Origin of the sequence: Planotetraspora phitsanulokensis (assembly GCF_016863295.1) — a bacterium.
Classification (GTDB): domain Bacteria; phylum Actinomycetota; class Actinomycetes; order Streptosporangiales; family Streptosporangiaceae; genus Planotetraspora; species Planotetraspora phitsanulokensis.
The window spans coordinates 1-25,643 of record NZ_BOOP01000007.1 but is presented as its reverse complement, the minus strand read 5'-3'; the positions used below and the strand labels follow the sequence as shown (position 1 = coordinate 25,643).

The 25,643-nt window shown below is 70.9% G+C and carries 23 protein-coding genes; 11 read left to right on the top strand and 12 right to left on the bottom strand.

Features of this window, described 5'->3' with window-relative positions; genetic code table 11:
* Positions 1-55 precede the first annotated feature (55 nt).
* The 6 genes from Pph01_RS09160 to Pph01_RS09135 form a co-directional block, all read right to left on the bottom strand.
* A complete protein-coding gene (locus Pph01_RS09160; protein ID WP_204072573.1) occupies positions 56-1,366 on the bottom strand; it encodes an NAD(P)/FAD-dependent oxidoreductase in 1,311 nt (436 codons plus the stop codon).
* Positions 1,367-1,481: 115 nt separating this feature from the next.
* Positions 1,482-2,303: an ABC transporter permease gene (locus Pph01_RS09155; RefSeq protein WP_204072572.1), complete on the bottom strand. Its 822-nt coding sequence runs from the start codon at positions 2,301-2,303 to the stop codon at positions 1,482-1,484.
* 37 nt (positions 2,304-2,340) lie between these two features.
* Positions 2,341-3,060, bottom strand: coding sequence for an ABC transporter ATP-binding protein (locus Pph01_RS09150; RefSeq protein WP_204072571.1), 720 nt, complete (start codon positions 3,058-3,060; stop codon positions 2,341-2,343).
* Between the two features lie 87 nt (positions 3,061-3,147).
* Entirely contained in the window at positions 3,148-4,734 is a 1,587-nt protein-coding gene (mctP, locus tag Pph01_RS09145) for a monocarboxylate uptake permease MctP (protein WP_239116541.1), read from the bottom strand.
* Positions 4,731-4,934, bottom strand: coding sequence for a DUF3311 domain-containing protein (locus tag Pph01_RS09140; protein ID WP_204072570.1), 204 nt, complete (start codon positions 4,932-4,934; stop codon positions 4,731-4,733). The genes mctP and Pph01_RS09140 overlap by 4 nt, the downstream gene beginning before the upstream one ends.
* 292 nt (positions 4,935-5,226) lie before the next feature.
* Positions 5,227-6,873, bottom strand: a complete 1,647-nt coding sequence (locus tag Pph01_RS09135; RefSeq protein ID WP_308441887.1) for a CocE/NonD family hydrolase — start codon at positions 6,871-6,873, stop codon at positions 5,227-5,229.
* A gap of 274 nt (positions 6,874-7,147) precedes the next feature.
* On the opposite strand from Pph01_RS09135, the gene Pph01_RS09130 reads away from it, so the two are divergent.
* The 5 genes from Pph01_RS09130 to thyX all read left to right on the top strand — a co-directional run bounded on the left by Pph01_RS09130 (position 7,148) and on the right by thyX (position 13,170).
* Complete coding sequence (locus tag Pph01_RS09130) at positions 7,148-9,274, top strand: anthranilate synthase component I (RefSeq protein ID WP_204072569.1); 2,127 nt, start codon at positions 7,148-7,150, stop codon at positions 9,272-9,274.
* Positions 9,275-9,351: 77 nt separating this feature from the next.
* Complete coding sequence (locus tag Pph01_RS09125; RefSeq protein WP_239116540.1) at positions 9,352-10,521, top strand: amidohydrolase family protein; 1,170 nt, start codon at positions 9,352-9,354, stop codon at positions 10,519-10,521.
* A gap of 61 nt (positions 10,522-10,582) precedes the next feature.
* Positions 10,583-11,473 carry an ABC transporter ATP-binding protein gene (locus Pph01_RS09120; RefSeq protein ID WP_204072568.1) on the top strand — a complete coding sequence of 297 codons (891 nt, stop codon included), beginning with the start codon at positions 10,583-10,585 and terminating at the stop codon, positions 11,471-11,473.
* Entirely contained in the window at positions 11,470-12,258 is a 789-nt protein-coding gene (locus tag Pph01_RS09115) for an ABC transporter permease (RefSeq protein ID WP_204072567.1), read from the top strand. Before Pph01_RS09120 ends, Pph01_RS09115 begins: the two co-directional genes overlap by 4 nt.
* Before the next feature lie 129 nt (positions 12,259-12,387).
* Positions 12,388-13,170 carry an FAD-dependent thymidylate synthase gene (gene thyX, locus Pph01_RS09110; protein ID WP_204072566.1) on the top strand — a complete coding sequence of 261 codons (783 nt, stop codon included), beginning with the start codon at positions 12,388-12,390 and terminating at the stop codon, positions 13,168-13,170.
* A gap of 10 nt (positions 13,171-13,180) precedes the next feature.
* On the opposite strand, the gene Pph01_RS09105 is transcribed toward thyX, so the two are convergent.
* The 3 genes from Pph01_RS09105 to Pph01_RS09095 all read right to left on the bottom strand — a co-directional run bounded on the left by Pph01_RS09105 (position 13,181) and on the right by Pph01_RS09095 (position 15,777).
* Positions 13,181-13,489 carry a ubiquitin family protein gene (locus Pph01_RS09105; protein ID WP_204072565.1) on the bottom strand — a complete coding sequence of 103 codons (309 nt, stop codon included), beginning with the start codon at positions 13,487-13,489 and terminating at the stop codon, positions 13,181-13,183.
* A gap of 1 nt (position 13,490) precedes the next feature.
* Positions 13,491-14,594, bottom strand: coding sequence for a WD40/YVTN/BNR-like repeat-containing protein (locus tag Pph01_RS09100; protein WP_239116539.1), 1,104 nt, complete (start codon positions 14,592-14,594; stop codon positions 13,491-13,493).
* A 67-nt stretch (positions 14,595-14,661) separates the two neighbouring features.
* Positions 14,662-15,777 carry a globin domain-containing protein gene (locus Pph01_RS09095; protein WP_204072564.1) on the bottom strand — a complete coding sequence of 372 codons (1,116 nt, stop codon included), beginning with the start codon at positions 15,775-15,777 and terminating at the stop codon, positions 14,662-14,664.
* Positions 15,778-16,089: 312 nt separating this feature from the next.
* Between Pph01_RS09095 and Pph01_RS09090 the strand changes: the two genes are divergently transcribed.
* Both Pph01_RS09090 and Pph01_RS09085 read left to right on the top strand, forming a co-directional pair.
* Entirely contained in the window at positions 16,090-16,773 is a 684-nt protein-coding gene (locus tag Pph01_RS09090) for a gamma-glutamyl-gamma-aminobutyrate hydrolase family protein (protein ID WP_204072563.1), read from the top strand.
* 40 nt (positions 16,774-16,813) lie between these two features.
* Positions 16,814-17,596 (top strand): enoyl-CoA hydratase/isomerase family protein, encoded by a 783-nt coding sequence (locus tag Pph01_RS09085; RefSeq protein ID WP_204072562.1) that lies wholly within the window; start codon positions 16,814-16,816, stop codon positions 17,594-17,596.
* A gap of 37 nt (positions 17,597-17,633) precedes the next feature.
* Here the strand turns inward: Pph01_RS09085 and Pph01_RS09080 are convergent, their stop codons facing one another.
* The 3 genes from Pph01_RS09080 to Pph01_RS09070 all read right to left on the bottom strand — a co-directional run bounded on the left by Pph01_RS09080 (position 17,634) and on the right by Pph01_RS09070 (position 19,983).
* The gene (locus tag Pph01_RS09080) at positions 17,634-18,056 is read right to left on the bottom strand and encodes an SRPBCC family protein (RefSeq protein ID WP_204072561.1); all 423 of its coding nucleotides are present in this window, start codon (positions 18,054-18,056) and stop codon (positions 17,634-17,636) included.
* A 77-nt stretch (positions 18,057-18,133) separates the two neighbouring features.
* Positions 18,134-19,315 carry an acyl-CoA dehydrogenase family protein gene (locus Pph01_RS09075; RefSeq protein ID WP_204072560.1) on the bottom strand — a complete coding sequence of 394 codons (1,182 nt, stop codon included), beginning with the start codon at positions 19,313-19,315 and terminating at the stop codon, positions 18,134-18,136.
* A gap of 77 nt (positions 19,316-19,392) precedes the next feature.
* Positions 19,393-19,983: a class I SAM-dependent methyltransferase gene (locus Pph01_RS09070; protein ID WP_204072559.1), complete on the bottom strand. Its 591-nt coding sequence runs from the start codon at positions 19,981-19,983 to the stop codon at positions 19,393-19,395.
* A gap of 197 nt (positions 19,984-20,180) precedes the next feature.
* Between Pph01_RS09070 and Pph01_RS09065 the strand changes: the two genes are divergently transcribed.
* From Pph01_RS09065 to Pph01_RS09050, 4 genes are read left to right on the top strand one after another with little or no spacing between them, the layout of a single operon-like run.
* Entirely contained in the window at positions 20,181-21,842 is a 1,662-nt protein-coding gene (locus tag Pph01_RS09065; RefSeq protein ID WP_239116537.1) for a sensor histidine kinase, read from the top strand.
* Positions 21,839-22,528: a response regulator gene (locus Pph01_RS09060; RefSeq protein ID WP_239116536.1), complete on the top strand. Its 690-nt coding sequence runs from the start codon at positions 21,839-21,841 to the stop codon at positions 22,526-22,528. Before Pph01_RS09065 ends, Pph01_RS09060 begins: the two co-directional genes overlap by 4 nt.
* A gap of 10 nt (positions 22,529-22,538) precedes the next feature.
* A complete protein-coding gene (gene clsA / locus Pph01_RS09055) occupies positions 22,539-23,105 on the top strand; it encodes a cardiolipin synthase ClsA (RefSeq protein WP_239116535.1) in 567 nt (188 codons plus the stop codon).
* 2 nt (positions 23,106-23,107) lie between these two features.
* On the top strand, positions 23,108-25,612 hold the full coding sequence (locus Pph01_RS09050) for a mannose-1-phosphate guanyltransferase (protein WP_204072556.1): 2,505 nt from the start codon (positions 23,108-23,110) through the stop codon (positions 25,610-25,612).
* The last annotated feature ends 31 nt before the right edge of the window (positions 25,613-25,643 follow it).

Here is a 25,643-nt window from a genome sequence, read left to right as displayed (position 1 = left end):
GTCGCGCACACTACCGGAGTCGGCGCGCCGTCGATCGTTTACGCGAGGACAGGCGTCAGGCGGTGGGCTCCTGGGGCCGTTCGGGAGTCGTTCCTGCGAGCGGGACGGCCGAACCGCGCACCAGGTCGAGCTGGACCGTCTGGCGGGGCAGCACGGCGTCGAGCAGCCAGTTGCCGGCGATGCGGGCCCTGCCGCCGGGAAGCGCGAGCAGGTGGTAGCCCCGGGTGACGGCCTTGGCCACGATGCCGGACAGCGGCACCCCCAGCGGGTTGGCCGCCGCCTTGACCCCGCCCAGGTCGACGACGAACCCCAGGTCGCTGTGCCGGTACGGCCGGCGTGTGCCCATGCCGAGGGAGGCGGACACGTTGTGCGCGACGCGCTTGCCCTGGCGCTGGGCGTGCTGGGCGGTCATGGTCGTGTACTCGCCCGGTCTGGTGAGGTCGGGGACGGCCGCGGCGTCCCCGACGGCGAAGATCTCCGGATGGCCGGGCACGTTCAGGTACTCGTCCGTCAGCAGGCGGCCCTTCTCCGTGGGCAGGCCCAGCGACTCCACGAAAGGATCGGGCCGCACGCCCACGCACCAGATCAGCGAGCGGGTCGGCACGAACTCCCCGTCGGAGAGCTTGACCCCCTCGGCGGTCGCCTCGGACACGCTCGTGCCGGTGCGGATCTCCATCCCGCGCTTGACCAGGGTCCGGTGGGCGGTCCGGGACAGGTGCTCGTCGAGCTCGGGCAGGATGCGCGGGGCGAGGTCGGCGAGGATCCAGCGGAGCGGCTGGTCGCGCAGGCCCGGCCGGCGCCTGCGCGCGTCCCGGGTCAGCAGCTGGCCCTGGGCGGCGACCTCGGTGCCGGTGTATCCCGCGCCGACGACGACGAACGTGCAACGCGCCGCGCGCTCCTCCGGATCGTCGGCGGCGTCGGCCAGCTCGATCTGCCGGATCAGGTGGTCGCGCAGGTAGAGCGCCTCGCCGACGCTGCGGAAGCCGTGGGCGTGGTCGGCCACCCCCGGGACGGGGAGCAGCTTGTTGACGCTGCCCACCGCGAGGACCAGCCGGTCGTACCCGAGTTCCCGGGAGTTACCCTCCGGGTCCGTGCAGGTCAGCCGGCGGTTCTGGATGTCGACGGAGTCGACGGCGGCGAGCAGGTGCCGTACGCCGGGGCAGTTGCCGGACAGCGGGATCGCGACCTTGCGCGGGTCGAGGATCCCCGCGGCCACCTCCGGCAGCAGCGGGAGGTAGAGGAAGTAGTCGGTCGGGTTGATCAGGATGATGTCCGCCGTCCCCCGGGTGATCCGGGCGAGGGTCCTGGCCGCGGTGAAGCCCGCGAAACCACCTCCGACGATCACCACTGTCTGCCGTTCGGTCATGCTCATGTTCTCCCGGGTTCGCGGAATCGGCTGCCCTTGGCTGCCTGCCCCTTTTATTACAGATCGACCGTCCAAGGACATAGGGAAGACGATTCGGCGGGCCGGAATGTGACACTCACTCGCCGAAACGGGACAGACGCCCCTTCGCGCGGGCGTGCCGGAGGGTCACCGTGTAGAGCCCGAGGGCCAGGGCGACGTACACGACGTCGAGCGCGGCCGCCGCGGCCATCCGGTCCCACGGGATCGCGGCCCCGCCGAGCACGTCCCGCATCCCCTGGAAGACGTGGGTCGCCGGGACGAACCAGGCGACCACCTGGAGGCCCGACGGCAACACGGACACCGGATAGAAGACCCCCGCGATCGGCTGGAACACGAAGACGAGGCTCCACGCGATCACCTGGGCGCCCTCGCCGAAACGCAGCACACAGGAGATCGCGGCGATGGCGAGGGCCCAGCCGAGCACGAGCAGCACCGCCATGAACGGCACGAGCGCCACGCCGACCGTCAGGATCCCGAACCCGTAGAGGACGTACGCCAGCGTGCCCATCACGGCGACGCTGAAGACCACCTTGGTGAGGGAGAACACCACGAGCCCGCTCAGGTACTCCGCCGCCGTCAGCGGGGTGACGTGCATGTTCAGCAGGTTGCGCGACCAGATGTCCTCGAGGAACCCCATGGACACCTCGTTGGACGCCCGGTGGAGGATCTGCCACAGCAGCACGGCGCCGAGCAGCGCCGACACGATGAACGGGACGTCGCCTGCCCGGAGGTACACCGTCACGAACCCCCACACCACGAGCTCGACCGTCGGCCAGAAGACGATCTCGAAGATCCGGATCGGGCTGCGGCGCAGCGCCGCCAGGTCGCGGCGGACGACCCCGCCGATCCGGCGGCGCCGGGCCGCCGCGCTCAACGGGGGGAAGGCCGTCGTGGTCATCGCTTTCCTCCGCTCCGCGGATCGTGGGATCCCCGGATCACTGCCGGGCGACCTTGAGGAAGACCTCTTCGAGGTCCGCCACGTCGAAGAGGTCGGCGAGCTCGGCGGCCGTGCCCGTCGCGATGATCCGCCCGCCCGACATGAAGTGGATGCGGTCGCACATCCGCTCGACCTCGCGCATGTTGTGCGAGGTGATCAGCATGGCGCCGCCCCACTCCCTCGCCACGCCGACGAGCAGGTTCCGGATGCGGTCGCCCGCGTCCGGGTCGAGCGCCGCGGTGGGCTCGTCGAGGATCAGCAGTTTCGGCCTGTTCAGCAGCGCCTTGGCCAGCTGGACGCGGGTCTGCTGCCCCGACGACAGGTCGATGACCTTGCGCCGGAGCAGGGGACCGATCTCCAGCAGCTCGGCGACCTCCGCGACCGTCACCGCCGGGCGGCGCAGGCCGTACAGGCGGGCGAACGCGTCGAGGACCTCGCGCACCTGGAGCACGCCCGGCAGGCCCAGGTAGCTCGCGGAGAAGTTGACCTGGTTCAGGACCTCCGTGCGGTGCCGTTCCAGGTCGAGGCCGAAGATCCTGATCCGGCCCGAGTCGGGCGTGACGAGCCCGAGCAGCATGTGCAGCGTCGTGGACTTCCCCGCGCCGTTCGGCCCGAGCAGTCCGGCGATCTCGCCTTCGGCGACCGTGAGACTGACTTCGTCGACCGCCGTCACGGGACCGAAACGCTTGGCGAGCAGGTCCGCCTGGAGAATCGCCACCCGTCCAGGGTGCGCGGGCGCGCGGACGCGCCGCAACGGATTTTCCCCGGCGCACGGATCGGCCGCACGCCGGGGAGATCCGGCTGGTCAGGTGGAGCTGGTGACCTCGAGATCGTGCACCCGGGGGTCGCCCTGGTCGGCCGTGTAGTCGTCGGTGCGGGTGGCGTCGGGACCGTCGGCGAGCTTGGCGGACCGCGCGATGAGCGTGCCGAGCAGCGCGACGATCAGGTTGACGGCGAGCGCCAGGAAACCGGCGTAGATCGTCATCTTGGTGTCCAGGCCCAGCTTGGACAGGGCGAACGCCGAACTGCCGAAGTGGGCGTGGTTGGTCGCGGGGTTGGCGATGTTGTACAGCATCAGCATGCCCGCGGCCATGCCCGCGGTCCATCCGGCGATCAGGCCGGCCCGGTGGAACCACCGGGTGAACAGGCCGAGGGCGACGGACGGAAGCGTCTGCAGGATGATGACGCCGCCGATCAGCTGCAGGTCGATCGAGAACTGCGGATCGATGAGCAGGATGAACAGCACCGCGCCCACCTTCACCACCAGCGAGGCGATCTTGCTGGCCGCGGCCTCCTGCGCGTCCGTGGCGTCCCGCTTGATGTACTCGCGGTAGATGTTCCGGGTGAACAGGTTGGCGGCGGCGATCGACATGATCGCGGCGGGCACGAGCGCCCCGATGCCGACCGCGGCGAACGCCACGCCGGCGAACCAGTCGGGGAACATCCGGTCGAACAGCTGCGGCACGACCGTGTTCACGTCGGTGCCGATCGGTTCCACCCCCGCTGCGATGGCCATGTAGCCGAGCAGCGCGATCAGGCCCAGCAGCACGCTGTAGGCGGGCAGCGCGGACATGTTGCGCTTGATCACGTCACGGTTCTTGGAGGCCAGCACGCCGGTGACGCTGTGAGGGTAGAGGAACAGCGCGAGCGCCGAGCCCAGCGCCAGCGTGACGTACTGGAGCTGGTTGTTGGCGTTGAGCAGGACGCCGTCGGTGGGCGCGGGCGTGGCGTCGAACTTGGCCTGGGCCGCGTCGAAGATCGATCCCCAGCCGCCCAGCTGCGCCGGGATGTAGATGACCGCCACCAGGATCACCACGTAGATGAGGATGTCCTTGACGAAGGCGATCAGCGCGGGGGCGCGCAGCCCGGACTGGTAGGTGTAGGCGGCGAGGATCGCGAAGGCGATGATGAGCGGAAGGTCGCCGGTCACGCCCATCGTCTTCAGGACCGCCTCGATGCCGACCAACTGCAGGGCGATGTACGGCATGGTCGCCACGATGCCCGTGACGGCGACGAGCAGCGCCAGGGTGGGCGAGCCGAACCTCGCCCGCACGAAGTCGGCCGGTGTGACCAGCCCGTGCACGTGCGACACCGACCAGAGGCGGATCAGCACGATCATGACCAGGGGGTAGACGATCACCGTGTACGGCACGGCGAAGAAGCCCGTCGCGCCCGCGCCGAACACGAGGGCGGGCACCGCCACGAACGTGTAGGCCGTGTAGAGGTCGCCTCCGACGAGGAACCACGTGATCCACGAGCCGAAGTTGCGGCCGCCCAGCCCCCATTCGTGGAGGCTCGCGATGTCGTCGGGCCGGCGCCAGCGGGAGGCCACGAAGCCCATGCCGCTGACGATGAGGAACAGGACGGTGAAGATGACGATCTCGGTGGTCACCGGGCCCTCCTCGTCATGTGGTAGACGACCAGGGTCACGGCGACGCTGAGGAGGACGAAGGCGAGCTGCAGCCAGTAGAACAGCGGGATGCCGAACAGTCGCGGCTCGACCGCGTTGAACAGGGCCGGTATCAGGGGGACGGCGATCGGCAGCAGGAGCAACCAGTTCCATGGACTGCGATCAGTGCGGGGGGTGGTCATCGCACGCTCCTTCGGACACGAACTGATCCGCAGCGTAAAGTCCCCAGTGAACGGGAGGGATCGCTGATCGCCAAACGGTCGTGTTGCCGCGACGAGCGACCCTCTCCGGTGTGTGATCATGCACACATTCGGCGGTCACCCCCGCAACCTCCCTGAATCCCCCGCATGATCACGGTCGGCGTTCGCGCAGCTCGCAGGCCCCGCAGCCGAACCCGTGCATGATCACGGCGAGGGAAGGGGCACGTCGGAGGGCACCTCGCCGAACCTGTGCATGATCACACCCAAATCGGTGTCATTGGGGGAGGTGGGGGAGGATCACCGCGCTGGGGTGGGCGGGGGTGTGCAGGATCTCCTGGTCGGAGGGGTACATGGTGGCGCCGAAGGGCAGGGGGTCGCCGGTCCCCGGGTTCCGGGCGATCCGCGGGTAGGCCCCGCTCGCCACATGCACGCGGATCCGGTGGCCGCGGCGGAACCGGTGGCCCATCGGCCACAGGTCGACCTCCACCCGGCGCACGCCGTCCCCGTCGGCGGGCACCGAGGGCGTCAGCCGCCGGACCCCCTCGCACACGTTCATCGACGACCCGTCGGGGTGGACGTCGCAGATCCGCACCACCATGTCGGTGTGCTCCCGGCTCGACCGCAGGTACAGCTCGGCCGTCACCGGCCCGATCACGTCGGTGTCCTCGGCCAGCACGTGCGACGTGTAGACGAGCATGTCTTTACGGGACTCCAGCCGCCGGTTGTCGCGCGGCTCGGAGTTGCCGATCAGCACCGGGCCCCCGATCACCGGGGTCGGGTTGGCCGGGTCGTAGCGGTATTCGTCCGGCGGGGACTCCGCCGGGTTGTCCCGCGACAGCCCGAAACCGGGCTGGAGATGCCAGCGGACCGGATGCGTGCCCGCCACCGGCCAGTCGGGGAAGTCCCGCCACTCGTTCGCGCCGGTCACGTAGAGCCGGACGGGCGAGGCCCGCAGCCCGGAGTAGTCGCCCATGAGGTGCGCGCGGAACCAGGCGAGGGCGTCGGTGTTCGAGACCCTGCCGTGCCGGATGTCGGCGTGGTACCAGGGCCCGATCGTGAGGTACGGCTGCCGCCCGGCCGCCCGCATGGCCGCGTAGTCCTTGAGCTGCCACGGGAGGAACACGTCGTACCAGCCGCCGGTCATCGTGACCTCGGCCGTCACCTCGCCCACGGTGGCCGAGAAGTCCCTCTTCTTCCAGTACGCCGAGGCCGGGTCGGAGTGGTTGGCCAGCAGTTCCTGGAAGAACGGCATGGGCCGCCCCGCGGACGCGAGGTCGAGCTCCGACAACGGGCGTCCCGACAGGACGGCGCGCCGCGTCCGCCACGGGGCGGTCAGCGCCGCCATGCCGCCGAGGCGGCCCTCCATCTGGGTGGTCAGCGTGGTCCAGATCAGCGAGGACTCCAGCGCGAACGCCCCGCCGACGTAGGCCGCGTCCCGGAAGTTCGAGGCGGTGACCTGGGTCGCCATGGCCATGAGATCGGGCGTCTCCGAGGCGATCGCCCACTGGTTGTAGCCGAGGTAGGAGGGGCCGTGCATGGCGAAGCCGCCGCCGTACCAGGGCTGGCCGCGCATCCAGCGGACCGTCGCGAGCCCGTCCTCGCGCTCGTCGCCCAGCGGGTCGAGCAGGCCGCCCGAGCCGAAGCCCCCGCGGCAGCTCTGAATGATCACCTGGAACCCGTGGCGGGCGAACGTCCAGCCGTACAGCCAGCCGAAAACCCCGGCCCTGCCGTACGGCGTGCGGATCAGGATGGCCGGCGGCTGGTGGGCGCCCACGGGGATGTAGTGGTCGGCCAGCAGCGCCACGCCGTCCGGCATCGGAACGGGAATGTCCCGCCTCACCCGTACGCGCCGAGGCACACCGGGTGGGCGGGGGACCGGCAACCGCGGGACGGGTAGCCGGGGAACAGGCAGGTAAGCCACGCCGCCTCCTTAACCTCTTGGTAACAGAATATCAATACTCTGTGCCTTCTTGGGGTCTATCGTCCTGTTTGTCCATTTACATGATCGTATTGCCGCGTTGCCTGATCACGACGCGCACCGCTACCCTGGCGGCATGCGAACTTCCGCATCACTTCAGTGGTGGCGCCGCTAGCAGGCGGCGCGAGTTCGTTGTGAGCAGATCGACTGGCCGCCCCGAGAGGCGGCCTTTTCTGTGTGTCCGCCCCCGGGGCATACGACTTAAAGGGGCGAGGCAGTGGAGACCAGCGGATATACCACCGCAGGGGGCGTCGCGGTCGAGCGTGGCGTGCGTGAGGTGCCCGAGGAGGCCCTCGAGGAGATCGTGACGGCCCTGGGGGAGCGCCGCGGCGGGGCGTTCTCCTCCGGCATGGACTATCCGGGCCGCTACAGCCGATGGGCCTTCGGCTACGTCGATCCGTGCGTGGAGATCGTGGCGAGGGGGCGGCGGATCTCGGCCCGTGCCCTCAACGAACGCGGCCGCGTCGTCCTGCCGGTGATCGCCTCCTGCCTGCTCGCCGCGGGCAAGCCGGTGTCGGAGCCGGACGCCGGGCACGTCGAGGTCCACGTGGCCGAGTCGGAGGACCTGCTGCCCGAGGAGTTCCGCAGCCGGCGGCCGACGGTCTTCACCGCGATCCGCGAGGTGATCGCCGCCTTCCGGGGCGACGACCCGCACCTGGGCCTCTACGGCGCGTTCGGCTACGACCTGGCCTTCCAGTTCGAGCCGATCCGCTACCGCCTCAGCCGCCCGGCGGACCAGCGCGACCTCGTGCTCCACCTCCCCGACCGGCTCGTCGTGATCGACCGGGTCCGCGAGACCAGCGTGGAGTACACCTACGACTTCACCGTCGACGGCGTCTCCACCCGGGGCATGGACCGCTCGGGTGACGGCTTTCCGCTGGTCACCCCCACCGAAATACCGAAAAATCCGGAAAAGGGGACGTACGCGAAGATCGTCGCCACGGCCAAGGAGAAGTTCAAGCGAGGCGACCTGTTCGAGGTGGTCCCGGGCCAGGTCTTCCACTCGTCCTGCGCCGACCCCTCCGGCTTCTACCGGTCCCTGCGCACGAGCAACCCGGCCCCGTACGAGTTCCTGCTCAACCTCGGCGACGGCGAGCACCTGGTGGGCGCGTCCCCCGAGATGTACGTCCGGGTGACCGGCGACCGGGTCGAGACGTGCCCGATCTCCGGCACGATCGCCAGGGGCGCCGACCCGGTCGAGGACGCCGAGGCCATCAGGACCCTCCTGTCCAGCGTGAAGGAGGAGTCCGAGCTGACCATGTGCACCGACGTGGACCGCAACGACAAGTCGCGCATCTGCGTCCCCGGCAGCGTGAAGGTGATCGGCCGCCGGCAGATCGAGATGTACTCCCGCCTGATCCACACCGTCGACCACATCGAGGGCCGCCTGCGCCCCGAGTTCGACGCGCTCGACGCGTTCCTCACCCACATGTGGGCCGTCACCGTCACCGGGGCCCCGAAGACGTGGGCGATGCAGTTCATCGAGGACCACGAGGAGACCACCCGCCGCTGGTACGGCGGAGCCGTCGGCTTCATCGGCTTCGACGGCTCCATGAACACCGGCCTGACCCTGCGGACGGCCCAGATCCGCGACGGGATCGCCGCCGTCAGGGCGGGGGCGACGCTGCTGTACGACTCCGACCCCGACGCGGAGGAGCGGGAGACCGAGCTCAAGGCCAGCGCCCTGCTGGCCGCGCTCGCCGCCGCCGGCCGTGAGCGGGCCGAGACGGCGCCGGACCGGGGAGCCGACCTGCCCGGCGACGGCCACAAGGTCCTGCTGGTCGACTACGAGGACTCGTTCGTCAACACCCTGGCCGACTACTTCCGGCAGCAGGGGGCCTCCGTCGTGACCATGAGGCACGGCTTCCCGCCGGAGATGGTCGAGGAGATCGCACCCACTCTGGTCGTCCTCTCTCCCGGTCCCGGCTGGCCGTCCGACTTCGGCGCCGCCGCCCTCCTCGACGCGGTGTACGCCAAGGGCCTGCCGGTCTTCGGTGTCTGCCTCGGTCTGCAGGCGATGGTCGAGCAGGCGGGCGGCACGCTGGAGCTGCTGCCGTACCCCGAGCACGGAAAGCGCGGCCACGTCCGCCGCGAGGGGAGCAGCGCGCTGCTCGAAGGGCTGCCGGAGGAGTTCGTCGCCGCCCGGTACCACTCCGTGCACGCGAAGGAGCCCGGTGTCCGCGGTTTCACCGTCACCGCCTCGACCGAGGACGGCGCGGCGATGGCGATCGAAGACGTGGAGAACCGGCGGTTCGGGGTGCAGTTCCACCCCGAGTCGATCCTCACCACCCAGGGCGGCGCCGGGGCCCGGATCATCGCCAACGTCCTGCGGCTCACCCGCTGACGCCGTCCGGGTAAAGCAGGTAAAGAGGGCCGCGAAAGCCGCGCCGGCACGGGAGTGGACCCGTAAAGTCCACTCCCGTGCCGGAGATCAGAGTGGACGACGCGCTGCCCGTGCCCCTGCCCGACCCGGTCCGCGCGGCGCTCGCCGCTCCGATGGTCGACCACCACTGTCACGGCGTGCGGCGCGACGACCTGTCCCGGTCGGAGTTCGAGACCCTGATCACGGAGGCCGGCACGCCCGCGCCGCCCGGCACCACGCACTTCGACACCCCCGCCGGGCTGGGGATCCGGCGCTGGTGCGCCCCCGCCCTCGACCTCGAACCGCACGTGTCGCCCGCCGTCTACCTGTCCCGCAGGGCGGAGCTCGGCGCGGCCGAGGTGAACCGCCGCCTCCTGCGCAGGGCCGGCGTCGCGGCCTTCCTGGTGGACACCGGGCTCGACCGGCCCGAGCTGCTCACCGCGGCGGAGATGGGCCGCACGGGCGGCGCCGCGGCCGACGAGGTGGTCCGGCTGGAGCAGATCGAGCAGGAGGTCGCCACGGCCGGGCTGTCCGCCGTGGGCTACGTGAAGGCGCTGCGCGAGGAGCTCGCCGTCAGGGCGGCGCGCGCGGTGGGGCTGAAGTCGATCGCGGCCTACCGCTGCGGGCTCGGGTTCGACCCGTCCCGGCCGTCCCGGGGTGCGGTGATCGCAGCCGCGGGCCGGCGGCTGTCCGACCCGAAGGAGCGGCTCACCGACCCCGTCCTGGTACGGCACCTGCTCTGGGCGGCGGTCGACGTCGCGAGGGAGCGGAGCCTGCCGCTCCAGTTCCACTGCGGCTTCGGCGACACCGACCTCGACCTGCACGCTTCGGACCCCTCGCTGCTGACGGGGTTCATCCGGGCGGTCGCGCCGGCCGGGATGCCCGTGGTGCTGCTGCACTGCTACCCCTTCCACCGGCAGGCGGCCTATCTGGCGGCGGTCTTCCCGCACGTCTACGCCGACGTGGGCCTCGCGCTGACGTACACGGCCGCGGGGTCGGCCGCGGTGCTCAGGGAGATGCTCGAGCTCGTCCCCTTTCACAAGCAGATGTTCAGCTCCGACTGCTACGGGCTCGCGGAGTTGTGCCTCCTCGGGGCGGTCTACCACCGCCGGGGGCTCGCGCGGGTGCTCGCCGAGCGCATCGAGGAGGGGGAGTGGAGCGCGGCGGACGCGGCCCGGGTCGCCCACATGATCGGGTCGGGCAACGCCAGACGGGTGTATCGGCTCTAGCGCCGGCGGATCATCATCAAGAAGGAGGAAACGCCGCGGAGCCCGCACGATAATCGCCGGGATGACTGCCATTGAAATCCGCGACCTTGCGAAGTCGTTCGGTTCGGTGAAGGCGGTCGACGGGGTCTCCTTCACGGTGGAGGCGGGCTCCGTCACCGGCTATCTCGGTCCCAACGGCGCCGGCAAGACCACAACGCTGCGTTGCCTGCTCGGCCTGGTCACTCCCGACTCGGGAGAGGCGCTCGTCGACGGCAGGCGCTATGTCACACTGCCCCAGCCCGTCACCGAGGTCGGGGCCGTGCTCGAAGCCACCAGTTTCCATCCGGGCCGCACGGCCCTCGACCACCTGCGCATCCTCTGCGCCGCCGCCGGCCTGCCCGACGAGCGCGCGAGCGAGTCCCTCGCCATGGTGGGCCTCGCCGACGTCGCCGACAAGCGCGTCGGCGGTTTCTCGCTCGGCATGCGGCAGCGCCTGGCGCTGTCGTCCGCGCTGCTGGGACGGCCCAAGATCTTCATTCTCGACGAGCCCGCCAACGGCCTCGACCCCGCGGGCATCGAGTGGCTCCGGGGCTTCCTCCGGCACCTGGCCCACGACCAGGGCGCCGCGGTGCTGGTCTCGAGTCACGTGCTGGCCGAGGTCGAGCAGACCGTCGACAACGTCGTGATCATCGCCAAGGGGCGGCTCGTACGGCAGGGCAGCCTCGCGGAGCTCACCACGAACGGCGACTCGGCCATCCGGATCCGCGCCTCGGACGCGGCCACGCTCGCCCCCGCACTGGAGGCGGCCGGAGCCGCCGTCGAGCGGGTCGAGGACGGCCTGCTCCGTGTCCGGGGGATGGACGCGACGTCCGTGGGCCAGATCGCGCTCGACCAGCGCGTGGTGCTGACCGAGGTGACCCAGGAACGGTCCGACCTGCAGAAGGTCTTTCTCGAGCTGACGGGGGAGCGATGATCGGGCTCGTCAAGGCGGAGGTACGCAAGCTGTTCACCACGCGCCTGTGGTGGATCATGCTGCTCGTCATGCTCGTCCTGATCGGCGTCAACCTGACGTTCATCACCGCGTTCGCCGGCGTCACCAACGAGGCAGGCGGCGGGGCGGCCCTCCCCGCGCGGGACACCGCGGAATGGGTTCAGACCGCGTGGTCGTCCGGCTCCGGCGGCTCCATCTTCGTGATGATCCTCGGCGTCGTCATGATCACCTCCGAGTACCGTTACCAGACGGTCACGGGGACCTTCCTCACCACGCCGCGCCGGAGGCGGGTGATCGCCGCCAAGCTGATCACCGGTGCGCTCGTCGGCCTGCTCTTCGCCGTGGTGGCCCTGGTGGTGGTCGCCGCCGTCGTGATCCCCGCGACCCTGCTGTCGGGGGGAGAGCTCTCGTTGTCGGAGTCGCGCATCCCCCAGGTGAGCCTCGGCATCCTGGTCAGCACCTCTCTCTACGGGCTGTTCGGCATCGGCCTGGGGGCCCTGGTGCGCAACCAGATCGCCGGCATCGTCGGCGCGGTCGTGTGGGCGTACGTGATCGAGAGCATCTTCACCGCGATTCCCGTGCTGCACCCGGTGGGCAAATGGCTGCCGGGCGGCGCGGCCCAGGCGCTGATGAGCATCGACGTGGACACCGGGCTGGGCAGGCCGGAGTGGCTCCCCGCCTGGGGCGGCGCCCTCGTCCTCATCGGCTACGGGCTGCTGTTCGCCGTCGTCGCCTCGGCCACGACGGTCCGCCGCGACATCACCTGAGCGACCGCCGGGAACGGCACGAGGTCTGCCGATGGACGGCGCACGGCCGTCCATCGGTAGGGTGTTGGGCCGAGTAAGCCGAGAAGGTGGCCTACTCACCAAGGACAACAGCGGACGGGGACGGTCATCATGCGCAGTGTGGAACCCGAGGTCTTCATCGTCGCCCGGCCGGAGCTGGACTACGACGAACTCGCCCGCTACCTGCGGGAGGTCGGCGGGGAGAGCTGGCTGGACCGGCTGGAGCGCGGTGAGTTCGACGCGCAGAACCTCGCGGAGTTCGCCGGGAGGCTGTGCTACCGCTCGTTCGAGCCCGGGCTGAACCCCAACGTGACCCGCATCCGGACGGACCAGACCCAGTACCTCCAGAACATCCTCGCCAGCGCGCACGGGTCGGTGCTGGAGCACGTCAGCTTCAGCTTCGTCCTGCACAACGTCAGCCGGGTCTTCACCCACGAGCTCGTACGGCACCGCCCCGGCGTGGCCATCTCGCAGGAGTCGCTGCGGTTCGTCCGCCTGTCGGATCTGCCGTTCTGGTTCCCCGACTGGGCCACCCAGGACGCCGAGCTGATGAAGCGCGCGACGGCGGTGCTCGACCAGCTGGAGGAGTTCCAGACCTGGATGGCCGGCCACTTCGGGCTCGACGAGGAAGGCGTGAAGTTCGCCGAGAAGAAGCACCACACCTCGTTCATGCGCCGCTTCGCCCCCGAGGGCGTGGCGACCGGCCTGGTCTGGACGGCCAACGTCCGCACGCTCAGGCACACGATCGAGGCCCGCACCGCCGTCGGCGCGGAGGAGGAGATCCGCCTGGTGTTCCAGCGGATCGGCGAGCTCATGAAGGAGGAGGCGCCCGCGCTGTTCGGCGACTACGTCGTCGAGGACGGCGCCTGGGTCCCCGGCTGGCGGAAGGTCTGACCCGGAGCGGTCAGCTGAGCGCCGGGAGGACGTAGACCTCGGCGCCGGGAGGCAGCGCGCACGACAGCCCGCCGAGCCGCCGTGCGTTCTCCCCGCAAACGAACATGCTGATGTGCCGCCGGATGTGGCCGTCCTCGTCGCGCAGCCGCTCCTCCAGCGAGGGGTGCGTACGGCGCAGCGTGTCGAGGGCGGCCCCCAGCGTCGGGCTGTCCTCGTCCGGCGGAGCCACCGCGAACACCCTGACCTCCGACCGGTCGCCGATCCAGTGCCGGAGCGTGTGCGGCACCACGAAGGTGACCAGCGTGACGGGCCTGGTCACCTCAGAGCACCGCCGCCCGGACCGTGAGGACGTCGGGGAGGTGGCGGGCGATCAGCGTCCAGCTCAGGCCGTCGTCCTCGGACCCGTACACCTCGCCGTCGCGGGTGCCGAAGAAGACGCCCGCGTCGCTGGCGACCAGCGCGTCGCGGAGCACCGCCGCGTGCACCGGACCCTCCGGCAGCCCGGCGCCCAGGCTCTTCCAGCCCGTCCCGCCGTCGTCGCTGCGGAAGACGTTGTAGCGGTGACCGACCGGAGTGCGGTCCATGTCGGCGTGCAGCGGGAACACGTAGACCGTGTCGGGGTCGGCGGGGTGGACGGTGATGGGGAAGCCGAAGTCCGAGGGCAGTTCGGAGCCGATGTCCGTCCAGGACCCCCCGAAGTCGTCGGAGCGGTAGACGCCGAAGTGGTGCTGGAGGAAGAGCCGGTCGGGCCGGGCCGGATGGTGCGCCACCTTGTGCACGCACTGGCCGAACTCCGGGTACTGCGCGCCTTCCGGCAGGAACGGCGCCCGGATGTTCCGGTTTGCCGGCTCCCACGAGGCGCCGCCGTCCGAGCTGCGGAAGAACCCGACGGCCGAGGCGGCCACCGCGATGCGGCGCGGATCGGTCGCGTGCGGGATGACGGTGTGGAGGCACAGGCCGCCGCCGCCCGGCTGCCACTGGGGCCGGGTGGGATGGTCCCACAGGCCCTCCACGAGCGAGTAGATCTCGCCGCGATCCTCCGACCGCCACAACGAGGCGGGCTCGGCGCCCGCCCACACCACGCCGGGCTCCGTCGGCGAGGGCTGGAGCTGCCAGACGCGGGCGAGGGAGGCTCCGGTCCGTTCCGGGAACGCGACCGGCGGCGTGGCCGCCTCCTGCCACGTCTCCCCGAGGTCGTCCGACCACATCACCGAGGGGCCGAAGTGGCCGTACTCGATGCCGGCGAGCAGCCGCGGGGCCGGCCCGCGCGTGTCGATCGCCACGGAGTGGACGCCGACGGTGGAGAAGCGGACGGGGTCGACCTCGAAGGGCCGGCCGCCGGACGAGCGTGCGATGAACAGTCCCTTGCGCGTGCCGATCGCGAGCAGGGCTTCCACGGACACCTCCAGGTGGGCTTCGTGCACGGCCTTTTCCGGGTTGCGCCCATCGTGCCAGGAGTCGGGCGGCCGGTCAGGGAGATACGGCAGGCCGTCAGGGTTCGCCCTGGATGGTGTCGCGGTGGATCCGGCACAGGGGCACGCCGGACGACTGCAACCTCCGGACCGTCTCGTTCACCATCGACGCCGGGCCGCAGACGTAGACCTCGTGCTCGGCCCAGGAGTGGAAACGCTCGATGACCTCGGGCAGCCGCCCGCGCATGCCGTCGTAGGCGTGCTCGTCGGACACCACGGGCAGCACGCGCAACCACGGGAAGCTCGACTCCATCCTGATGAGGTCGTGCATGTCGTAGAGCTCGGACGCCTTCCGGGCGCCGAAGATCAGGTGGATGTTGGGCCGGCGGCCGGACGCGATGACGTGCTCGAGAATGGCCTTCAGCGGGGCCAGCCCCGTGCCGCCCGCCACGAGCAGGATGTCCCGTTCCGACTCGACGGGCGCCATCGTGCCCACGGGCGGCCCGAGCAGGATCTGGTCGCCGATCCGGGTGTGCTGCACGAGCGCCGAGCTGACCCATCCACCGGGGACGGCGCGCACGTGCAGGCGGATGGTGTTGTCGTCGCGCGGGGCGTTGGCGATGGAGAACGTCCGCCAGACGCGTGGCCACCGGGCGGTCTGCACGGTGAGGTACTGGCCCGGCGTGAAGTCCAGCCGCTGCGCCGGCCGCACCGTGACGACGGCGATGTCACGGGTCCGGCGTTCGTGGTCGACGACCTCTCCCAGCCACCAGGGGGGAGCGACTCCGGCGTCGGCGGCCGCCGCCTCGATCATGGCGGAGGAGGCCAGGCCGTACGCGTCGACCCAGGCGGACTCGATCTCCTCGGTCCACATGTCGGCGGCGAAGTGCTTGATCGTGGCGACTAGGGCGTTGCCCACGGCGGCGTAGTGCTCGTCGACGACACCGTACTTGCGGTGGTCGCGCCCGAGCTGGCCGAGGTAGGCCGCGAGACCGTCGGGGCTGTCGAGCAACCACACGATCCGCGTGAGCGCGCTGAAGAGGCGGTCACGCTGCATGTCCATCGCAGGCGGGAACATCGCCCGCAGTCGCGGGTTCTCCGCGAACAGCCGACCGTAGAAAAACGCCGCGGCCTTACCCGCGACGGGTTCGATGACGGAGAAGCTCTCTTTGACGAGGCGCGGATTAAGCGTCATCTACTGTGTCCCACCCTTGGGACCGGACCAGCTCCGGTCTTGTCGATCCACCTCCCTGACGGCTCCGGGTGATGAACGCCGCAGGCCCCGGCTCAACAGCGCTCATTCGGGAGTCTTGCACTCGCAGTCGGACGTCACAACCGATTCTTCACAAGGTGGTGCGAAAACCCACTCACCGTGATTGAGCCGTAATGGATTGTAATCAGGGATGCTTGCCGCTACCTGCGGTAATAGTGAGGTAAGTGGGACAAAGTGAAATCCCGCTGCGCCATTATTGGGTGTACCGAATTGCAAGACACCCGGGAGATCGCAATGGCGCGTCCGATCGTCGGTATCACCACTTACCTCGAGGCCGCGCGATGGAGCGTATGGGTGAGGGAGGCCGCGGTCTCGCCCCAGGCGTACGCCGCGGCGGTGGACAAGGCGGGCGGCGCGCCGCTGCTGCTGCCGCCGGCCAGCCCGGCCTCCGTGGCCGACTACGTGCGCGGGCTCGACGGGCTGATCCTCGCCGGCGGCGTGGAGGTCTCCCCCTCGCTGTACGGCGAGGAGCCGGAGCCGCGGGTGGAGGAGCCGCAGGTCCACCGGGACCGCTTCGAACTGGCCCTCGCCCGGGCGGCGGTGGAGGCGGACCTCCCGGTGCTCGCGATCTCCCGCGGCATGCACATGCTCAACATCTCGCAGGGCGGGACGCTGATCCCCTGGTTGCCCGACGTCGTCGACCACCCGCGGCACGAGACGGCCAGGCACGAGCTCATCGTGAGCGTCTCCAGCAAGGTCGGCAAGGCGATCGGCGACCACGCCGAGGTCACCGGCGCGCACCGCCAGGGCATCAGGCGGCTCGGGGCCGGGTTCCAGGCGGTCGCGTGGGCCGACGACCAGATCGTGGAGGCGATCGAGATCCCCGGCCACCGGTTCGCCGTCGGGGTCCAGTGGCACCCCGAGCGCGGCACGGACAACCGGCTCATCGAGTCCCTGATGGAGGCCGCGCGGCCGTGACCGTTCCCTCCGCGGCGCCGCGCGGTTACTGTGCCCAGGAGTGAGGGACTACGAGAAGCTGAAGATCGACTGGCCTGCTGAGGGCGTGCTGCGGATCGTCATCAGCGAGCCCGGCAGGCTGAACGCGGTGGACCGCACGGGGCATCGGGAGCTCGCCGAGGTGTGGCGCGACGCCGGCGACGACGACGCGGTCCGCGCCGTCCTCATCCGGGGGGAGGGCGAGGCGTTCTCGGCGGGCGGCGACCTGTCGATGATCGAGGAGATGACGCGCGACCACGCGACCCGCATGCGCGTCTTCGCCGAGGCCCGCGACATCGTCTACAACGTGATCAACTGCCCCAAGCCGGTGGTGTCGGCCATCCAGGGCCCCGCCGTCGGCGCGGGGCTCGCGGTGGCGCTGCTCGCCGACGTCTCCGTGGCCGGCCGTACGGCACGCGTGATCGACGGCCACACCCGCCTCGGGGTGGCGGCGGGCGACCACGCGGCCATCGTCTGGCCCCTGCTGTGCGGCCTGGCGAAGGCCAAGTACCACCTGCTGCTCTGCGAGCCCGTGACGGGCGAGCAGGCGGAGGCGATGGGCCTGGTCAGCCTGTGCGTCGACGACGACCTGGTCCACGAGAGGGCGCTGGAGGTCGCGGTCCGGCTGGCGAACGGCTCCGCCGAGGCCATCCGGCTGACCAAGTACGCGCTGAACAACTGGCTCAGGCTCGCCGGCCCGTCGTTCGACGCGTCGCTGGCCATGGAGTTCCTCGGCTTCACCGGTCCCGACGTCGCCGAGGGGGTCCGGGCCGTGCGGGACAAGCGGCCTCCGCGCTTCACCTGAGGGGTCCGCTCTTCTCAGGCGTCCGCGCGGCGGCCGGTCAGCCGAACCGCTTGCGCAGGGAGTCGAGGCCGGGGGCGAAGACGCCACGTGCGAAGATCTTGGCCACCCGGCCCGGGTCGTCGGCCTCGAAGGACGCGTACCACTCCACGAAGGCCTCGCCGGTGTCGGTCACCGGGGCCACCCGGCAGGTCCCCCGGTAGTCCGTGACCGGCAACGGGCACTCGAGGATCTCGTACGTCAGCGACCGCCCCGCGTCGTCGAGGGACAGCAGGCGTTCGCGGAACACCCCTCCAGCGCCGTCGATCCGGCGGACCGCCCCGGGGGCGAGCTCTCCGCCGTCCTCGATCTCACAGGTCGTGATGCCGGGAAGCCACTCCTCCAGGTTGCCGAAGTCCCGGAGGAAGGCCCAGACCTCGTCGGCGTCCGCCCTGATCACCGTGCTCGCGTACGGCTTGTCCATCCGATGTCCCTTCACCGCTGCCTGCCGTAAGTCTTTACCTTCCCCGCAAGCCGTGTGCGCAAAGGGCGATCCGGCGGTCAGAAGCTCCGCGGCAGTCCCAGAACCTGGGTGGCGAGGTAGTTCAGCAGCAGCTCCTCGGTCACCGGCGCGATCTTTCCGATGCGCGCGTCCGTGAGCAGGCGGGCGACCGGGTACTCCAGCGAGTAGGCCATGCCGCCGTGGGTCTGGAATGCGGCGTCGGCCGCCTCCCACGCCGCCTGCGACGCGGTCAGCTTCGCGATGTTGGCCTCGGTGCCGCAGGGGAGCCCGTTGTCGAAGGACCAGGCCGCCTTGTACAGCATGAGCCTGGCCAGCTCGATTTTGGCCTTGACCTGCGCCAGCGGGAAGGCGATGGCCTGGTTCGCCCCGATCGGCCGGCCGAAGACCTCGCGCTCCTTCGCGTAGTTCACCCCGGTCCGCAGCGCGACCTCGGCCCCGCCGAGCGCGCTCGCGCCCAGCAGGATCCGTTCCGGGTTGAGGACGTCCCACAGGACCGCGGCGCCCCCGTGCAGCTCGCCGAGCACGCTCGACGCCGGGACGCGCAGCTCGTCGATGAACACCATGTTCGACGGGGTCGTGTTCGCGCCCATCTTCGGGATCGGCCGGTACGACAGCTGCCCGGCCGCGACCGCCTCCGGCACGTTGACCAGGAAGACCGTCAGGCCGTTCGTCCGGGGCCTGGCCTCGGCGGCCGGGATGGTCCGCGTGACGAGCAACATCCACGTGGCGCGCTGCACGCCGGTGATCCAGATCTTCTGCCCGTTGACGACGAAGTCGGAGCCGTCCTGCCGGGCGAAGGTGGAGATCGCCAGCGAGTTGGACCCGGCGTCCGGCTCGGTGAGGGCGAAGCAGGTCTCGATCTCGCCGGTCGCCAGGCCCGGGAGCAGCGCGGCCTTCTGCTCAGCGGTGCCGTGCCTGGACAGGGTCATCGCGCCGAAGCCCGGCGTCAGGACGTAGGTGAACGCGGAACCGCCCGCGGAGCCGGACGCCGACAACGTCTCGGTCGCCACCGCGAGCTCCAGCAGGCCCTGCCCGGAACCGCCGTACTCCTCGGGTACGGCGAGGCCGAGCCAGCCGCCCTTGGCCAGGTCCGCCCAGACTTCTTCAGGCCACCGTTTCTCGGTTTCGCAGCGCTCCCAGTACGCCATGTCGTAACGGGAGCAGATGTCCGCGACACCCCGTTGTACGGCTTGCGCGCTCTCCGGCAGTGAGAAGTCCATAACCGTCTCCATTTCCTGGTCGCGCGCAATAGTAGAACGAAGCGATCTCCGTAATCAGCCCCGCGACCGGCGCACGGTCAGCGGCGCGGGCGGCGCGCGTGGTAGACGAACGCCGGCGGGAGGTTCCGCCACACGGTGCGTCCCGGCACCACCTCCTCGAACGACTCGGAGAGCCTCCTGCGGAAACGCGCCGCGGGGGGAAGCGCCCGGGCGTGCACGTAGGAGAACGTCGTGAAGGCGCCGCCCGGCGCGAGGGCCTGGACGACAGCCCGCAGGACCTCGGACTGGCGGCCGTAGGAGAACGCCGCCCACGGCAGCCCGCTCACGATGACGTCCGCCTCGGACAGGCCCCGCTCGCCGAGCAGGGCGGGAAGCCGCCCGGCGTTGTCGACCACGATCTCCACACCGGGGTGGCGGTCGGTGAGGACCTCGGCGAGCTGCGGGTTGATCTCGACGGCGAGATGCCGTCCGCGACCGCCGAGGCGGCGCTGGATCTCGCCGGTGAAGGGACCGGTGCCCGGCCCGAGCTCCACCACGACGGGGTCGCCGCGCTCGGGCACGGGGACGCACACCGCGGAAGACAGCCTCCGGGAACTGGGCGCGATCGCGCCGGTCACGGCGGGCGCGCGGAGGAACTGACTGAAGAAGATCGCTGACTCGTTCGCCATGCCCCGAAGCTAGGGCCGCGTGCCCGGCCGCGGCGCCCGCCGACCGGCCCGCTCCCGCGGCCACAAGGACCCGCTCGGGCGGCCACGAGGGCCCGTGCGGGCGGCCACCTGGACCGGGCCGCGCGGCCAGAAGGAGGAGACGGTCTCGTCCCCTGGGAGGAAGCAGACCCGGCCCCGAGTGCGGATACCGTTCCGGTATGCGGTGGCGCGGCGGAGTGCTGGACGTCTTCCTCGCGGTGTGCGGGGTCGTCCTCGACATGCTCGTCACCCATGGGCACTGGGGCGGGCCGTCGGCGCCCTGGTGGATCAGGGCCCTGTTCGCCCTGCTCGCCGGGCTTCCGCTGGGACTGGTGCGCCGGTTGCCGGGCCCGGTCGCGATCTACTTCGCCGGCTTTCTCGTCGTCTGCGACCAGCTCGGCGCCTCCACCACGGACACTCTGCAGATCCTGCTCCCCATCGCCGTCGGAGTGGTGTCCCGGGAGCGGGGGTGGCGCTGGACGGCTCCGGTGGCGGTCCTCGCCGGTGCGGCGACGGCCGTCAACCTGGCCGACCCGGGGATCGCCTTCACACAGAACTCGTGGTTCTACTCGGTCGGCATCATCGCCTTCCCGGTGCTGGTCGGCCGATATCTGCGCAGCGAGAAGGGTCAGGGCAAGGAGGATCCGGCGCCTCTGCTCGACCTGCTGCTCGCCGGCGGCGGGGTGGCGTTCGCCGTCCTCGGCACCTGGCCGTTCTGGGACAGCGGGAAGCCGCCGGTGTGGGTGGTCGGCCTCGTGGTCGTGGTGGCCGGCTTCGCCCTCGGCGTGGTCCGCAAGCACCCGGGCGCCGTGCTGCTGCTGGAGAGCGTGATCCTGGTCGTGGCCGACCAGTACGCCCCCCGGACTGGGAGCAGCCTGCAACTGCTCGCCCTCGTCGCGCTGGGCGTGTTCGCCACCCGGGCGAGCTGGTCGTGGGTGGGCGCCGGATATCTGCTCACCTGCGCCGTCACCGCCATCGTGATCGTCGACGACCCGGCCGACATCACCTTCGTCCGCGTGGTCACCCTCATGGCCATCGTGACCGCCCCCGTCGCGATCGGCCGGTACGTCCGCGCCCGCCAGGCAGAGGGACGTCAGGCGAGGGAGCTGAGCGCCGAACGCATGCGCGCCGACCGGCTCGCCGAGCGGGAGCGGATCGCCCGCGACGTCCACGACATCGTGGCGCACCACGTCGGCGCGATGGTGCTGCGGGCGAGCGCGGCCCAGTACGCCGGGGCGACCGGCCCCGCGGCCGAGGCACTGGCCGATATCAGGGAGACCGGCCACCGCGTGCTCGAGGACCTCCGCGGGCTGCTCACCGTGCTCCGCGATCCGGAACGCGACGAACTCGCCCGGCCCGGGCCCGGTGACGTCAGCCGTGGCCTGACGCTGGCCGACCCCGACGACATCATGCGCGACGCCGTCGCCCGGATGGCCGCGGCCGGGCTGCGGGTGGACCTGGACATCACCGCCGAGGCGGTGGCGGCGCCCCTGGTCGTCCGGGCGTCCGCGGCCAGGATCGTCCAGGAGGGCCTGACGAACGTCCTCAAGCACGCCGGCCCGGAGGCGAAGGCCGTGATCACGGTCGGGATGGAGAACGGAGCGATGACGGTGGAGGTCCGCAACGGCCCGGGGACGGCGGGACCGGGGGAGAGGCTGCCGTCCACCGGGCAGGGGATCGCGGGGATGCGCGAGCGGGCCCGCGCGCTCGGCGGCCGGCTGACCGCTGGGCCGGTGGAGGACGGCGGCTGGCGCCTGGCCGCGTCACTGCCTCTGCCCGAACCCGCGGACGGGCCCGAGGCCGGCCCGGAATGCCGGTGGACCTCGCGGAGCACGCCGTGATCCGCGTCGTGGTCGCCGACGACCAGGCGCTGGTCCGGGCCGGCGTGCGGATGATGCTGGAGGCCGCCGGGGACATGGAGGTCTGCGGCGAGGCCGCCGACGGGGCCGAGGCCGTGCGCCTCGCCGACCGCCACCGGCCCGACGTGCTGCTCATGGACCTGCGGATGCCGCGCGTGGACGGGCTCGAGGCCACCCGGCGCATCCTGGCCGCCGACCCGGCCGCCAGGATCGTGGTGCTGACCACGTTCTCGGACGACGTGAACGTCTACTCCGCCCTGCGCGCCGGGGCGCTCGGCTTCCTGGTCAAGGACGACCCCCCGGACCGGATGGTCGAGGCCGTGCGCCGGGCCGCCCTCGGAGAGCCGCTGCTCGCCCCGTCGGTCCTGCGGCGGGTGGTCGACCGGGCGCTGGCGGCCGAACGGCAGACGGCGCGCCTGCCCGGCACCCTCACCGAACGCGAGGTGCAGGTTCTCACGCTGGTCGGCATGGGCCTGTCCAACGCCGAGATCGGCGACCGCCTCCACGTGGGGGTGACGACCGTCAAGAGCCACGTCGCGGCGATCATGGAAAAGCTCGAGTTGCGCAACCGCACGCAGGCCGCGGTCGTGGCGCATCGGTTCGGCTTGGTCGACGCTGAGTTCAATGCCATGGAACCGCCTCGCGGCGGGCGGGAAAGGGGCATGTAGGGTCTGGGGCGTGAACGCCTCGGAAGACCGGATCTTCACGGTTCCCAACCTGCTGAGCATGCTCCGTCTGCTCGGCGTCCCGGTCTTCCTCTGGCTCGTTCTGGGACCCCATGAGGACGGCTGGGCCATTCTCCTGCTCGCGCTCGCCGGGTTCTCCGACTGGCTCGACGGCAAGATCGCCCGGGCCTGGGGGCAGACCAGCAGGCTGGGCCGCCTGATCGACCCGCTGGCCGACCGGCTCTACATCCTGGCCACCCTGGTGGGCCTGGTGCTGCGCGACGCCATCCCGCTGTGGCTGGCGCTCGTGGTGCCGTTGCGCGACGTCATGCTCCTGTGGGTCCCGCCGGTCCTGCGCCGCCACGGGTACGGCCCGGCGCTGCCGGTCCACTTCCTCGGAAAGGCGGCGACGGCCGCCCTGATGTACGCCTTCCCTCTGCTGTTCCTCGCCTCCCACGACGGCTGGTACGCGGAGATCTCCACGATCTTCGGATGGGCCTTCGCCATCTGGGGAACTGGTCTGTATTGGTGGGCGGGGGTGTTGTATGTCGTACAGGTGCGCCACCTAACGAAGGGGTGACCGTGAAGGCCGTCGTCATGGCGGGCGGGGAGGGGACACGGCTGCGGCCGATGACCGCCAACCAGCCCAAGCCCCTGCTGCCGATCATCAACCGGCCGATCATGGAGCACGTGCTCCGGCTGCTCAAGCGCCACGGGTACACCGAGACCGTCGTCACGGTCCAGTTCCTGGCCGCCCTGATCCGCAACTACTTCGGCGACGGCGACGAGCTCGGCATGAGCCTCCACTACGCCACCGAGGAGGTTCCGCTCGGCACGGCCGGCAGCGTGAAGAACGCGGCCGACAAGCTCCGCGAGGACCGGTTCCTCGTCATCTCCGGCGACGCGCTGACCGACATCGACCTGACGGACATGCTCCGCTTCCACCGGGAGAACCGGGCACTGGTCACCATCGGGCTCAAGCGTGTGCCCAACCCGCTCGAGTTCGGGATCATCATCGTCGACGAGAACGGGCGGATCCAGCGGTTCCTCGAGAAGCCCACCTGGGGACAGGTGTTCTCCGACACCGTGAACACCGGCATCTACATCATGGAGCCGTCCGTCCTCGACGGGATCGAGCCGGGACAGTCCGTCGACTGGTCCTCCGACGTCTTCCCCCGGCTGCTCGAGAGCGGCGAACGGCTCTTCGGGTATGTCGCGGACGGCTACTGGGAGGACGTCGGCACCCACGAGAGCTACCTCAAGGCCCAGGCCGACGTCCTGGAGGGCAAGGTCAAGGTCGACTTCGACGCGTTCGAGCTCGCGCCGGGCGTCTGGGCGGCCGAGGGCGCCTCCGTCGACCCGGACGCCGTGCTCAAGGGCCCGCTCTACATCGGCGACTACGCCAAGGTCGAGGGCGGGGCCGAGCTGCGCGAGTACACCGTGCTCGGCAGCAACGCGGTGGTCAAGGAGGGCGCCTTCCTGCACCGCGCGGTGGTCAGCGACAACGTCTACGTCGGCCCGGCGGCCCACCTGCGCGGGTGCGTGATCGGCAAGAACACCGACGTGATGACCGGCGCCAGGATCGAGGAGAACGCCGTCGTCGGGGACGAGTGCGTCATCGAGGCCGAGGCCTACGTGTCCTCCGGCGTGAAGATCTACCCGTTCAAGACCATCGAGGCCGGCGCGGTCGTCAACACCAGCGTCATCTGGGAGTCGCGCGGCCAGCGCAGCCTGTTCGGGCCGCGCGGCGTCTCCGGCCTCGTCAACGTGGAGATCACCCCGGAGCTGTGCGTACGGCTGGCCAGCGCGTACGCCACGACGCTCAGGAAGGGCGACACGGTCGTCACGTCCCGCGACGCCTCCCGGGCCGCCAGGGCGCTCAAGCGGGCCGTGATCAGCGCGCTGAACTCCAGCGCGATCAACGTCGTCGACCTGGAGGCCGCAGCCCTCCCGGTGACCCGGTTCAACACCTCCAGGGAGAACGTGCGGGGAGGCATCGCCCTGCGGACCACCGCAGGCGACCCCCAGAGCGTCGACATCGTGTTCATGGACGAGTCCGGGGCCGATCTGTCCCAGGCGGCCCAGCGGAAGCTTGAGCGGGTGTTCTCGCGGCAGGAGTACCGCCGGGCCTTCCCCGGCGAGATCGCCGAGCTGACCTTCCCCGCGAGGGCCGTCGACACCTACGCGCGGGAGCTCCTGCGCTGCATCGACATGAGCGGCGTGAAGGACGCCGAGATGAAGGTCGTGGTCGACTGCGCCGGAGGCACGTCCTCGCTCGTGCTGCCCAGCCTCCTCGGCCGCGCCGGCGTCGACGTGCTGACCGTCAACAACCGCCTCGACGACGTCTCGCCCACCGAGAGCCTCGCCGAGCGCCGCCGTGACCTTCAGCGGCTCGCCGAGCTCGTGGCCTCGTCCCGGGCGGCGTTCGGCGTGCGGTTCGACCCGGTCGGCGAACGGGTGTCCCTGGTCGACGAGATGGGCCAGCTCATCAGCGAGGAGCGGGCCCTGCTCGTGGTACTCGACCTGGTCGCGGCCGAGCGCAGGGGAGGCAGGGTCGCGCTCCCGGTCACGACCACCCGGGTCGCCGAGATGGTCTGCCGGTTCCACGGAGTCCAGGTCGACTGGACGGCCACGAGCGTGGACACGCTCGCGACGGCCGCGCGGCATCCCGACATGATCTTCGCCTGCGACGGGCGCGGCGGCTTCATCGTGCCCGAGTTCGCCCCCACGGTTGACGGTCTCGCGGTGTTCCTCCGGCTCCTCGGCCTGGTCGCGCGCACCCGGCTGTCCCTCAGCCAGATCGACGCCCGCATCCCGGAGGCGAAGCTGCTCAAGCGGACCGTGCCCACGCCCTGGGCGCACAAGGGGGCGGTGATGCGCTCGGTCGTCGAGGCCGCCGAGGGCCACCGGATCGACACCACCGACGGCGTGAGGGTGGTCGAGGACGACGGCAGCTGGGCCCTCGTCCTGCCCGACCCGGCCGAGGCCGTCACCCACTTGTGGGCCGAGGGACACGACGTCGACAGCGCCCAGACCATCCTCGAAAGATGGGCCCGCGTCGTCGAACAGGCCGCCGGCTCCCAATGAGATTGATCACAGTATTTATTGCCTCGCCTCC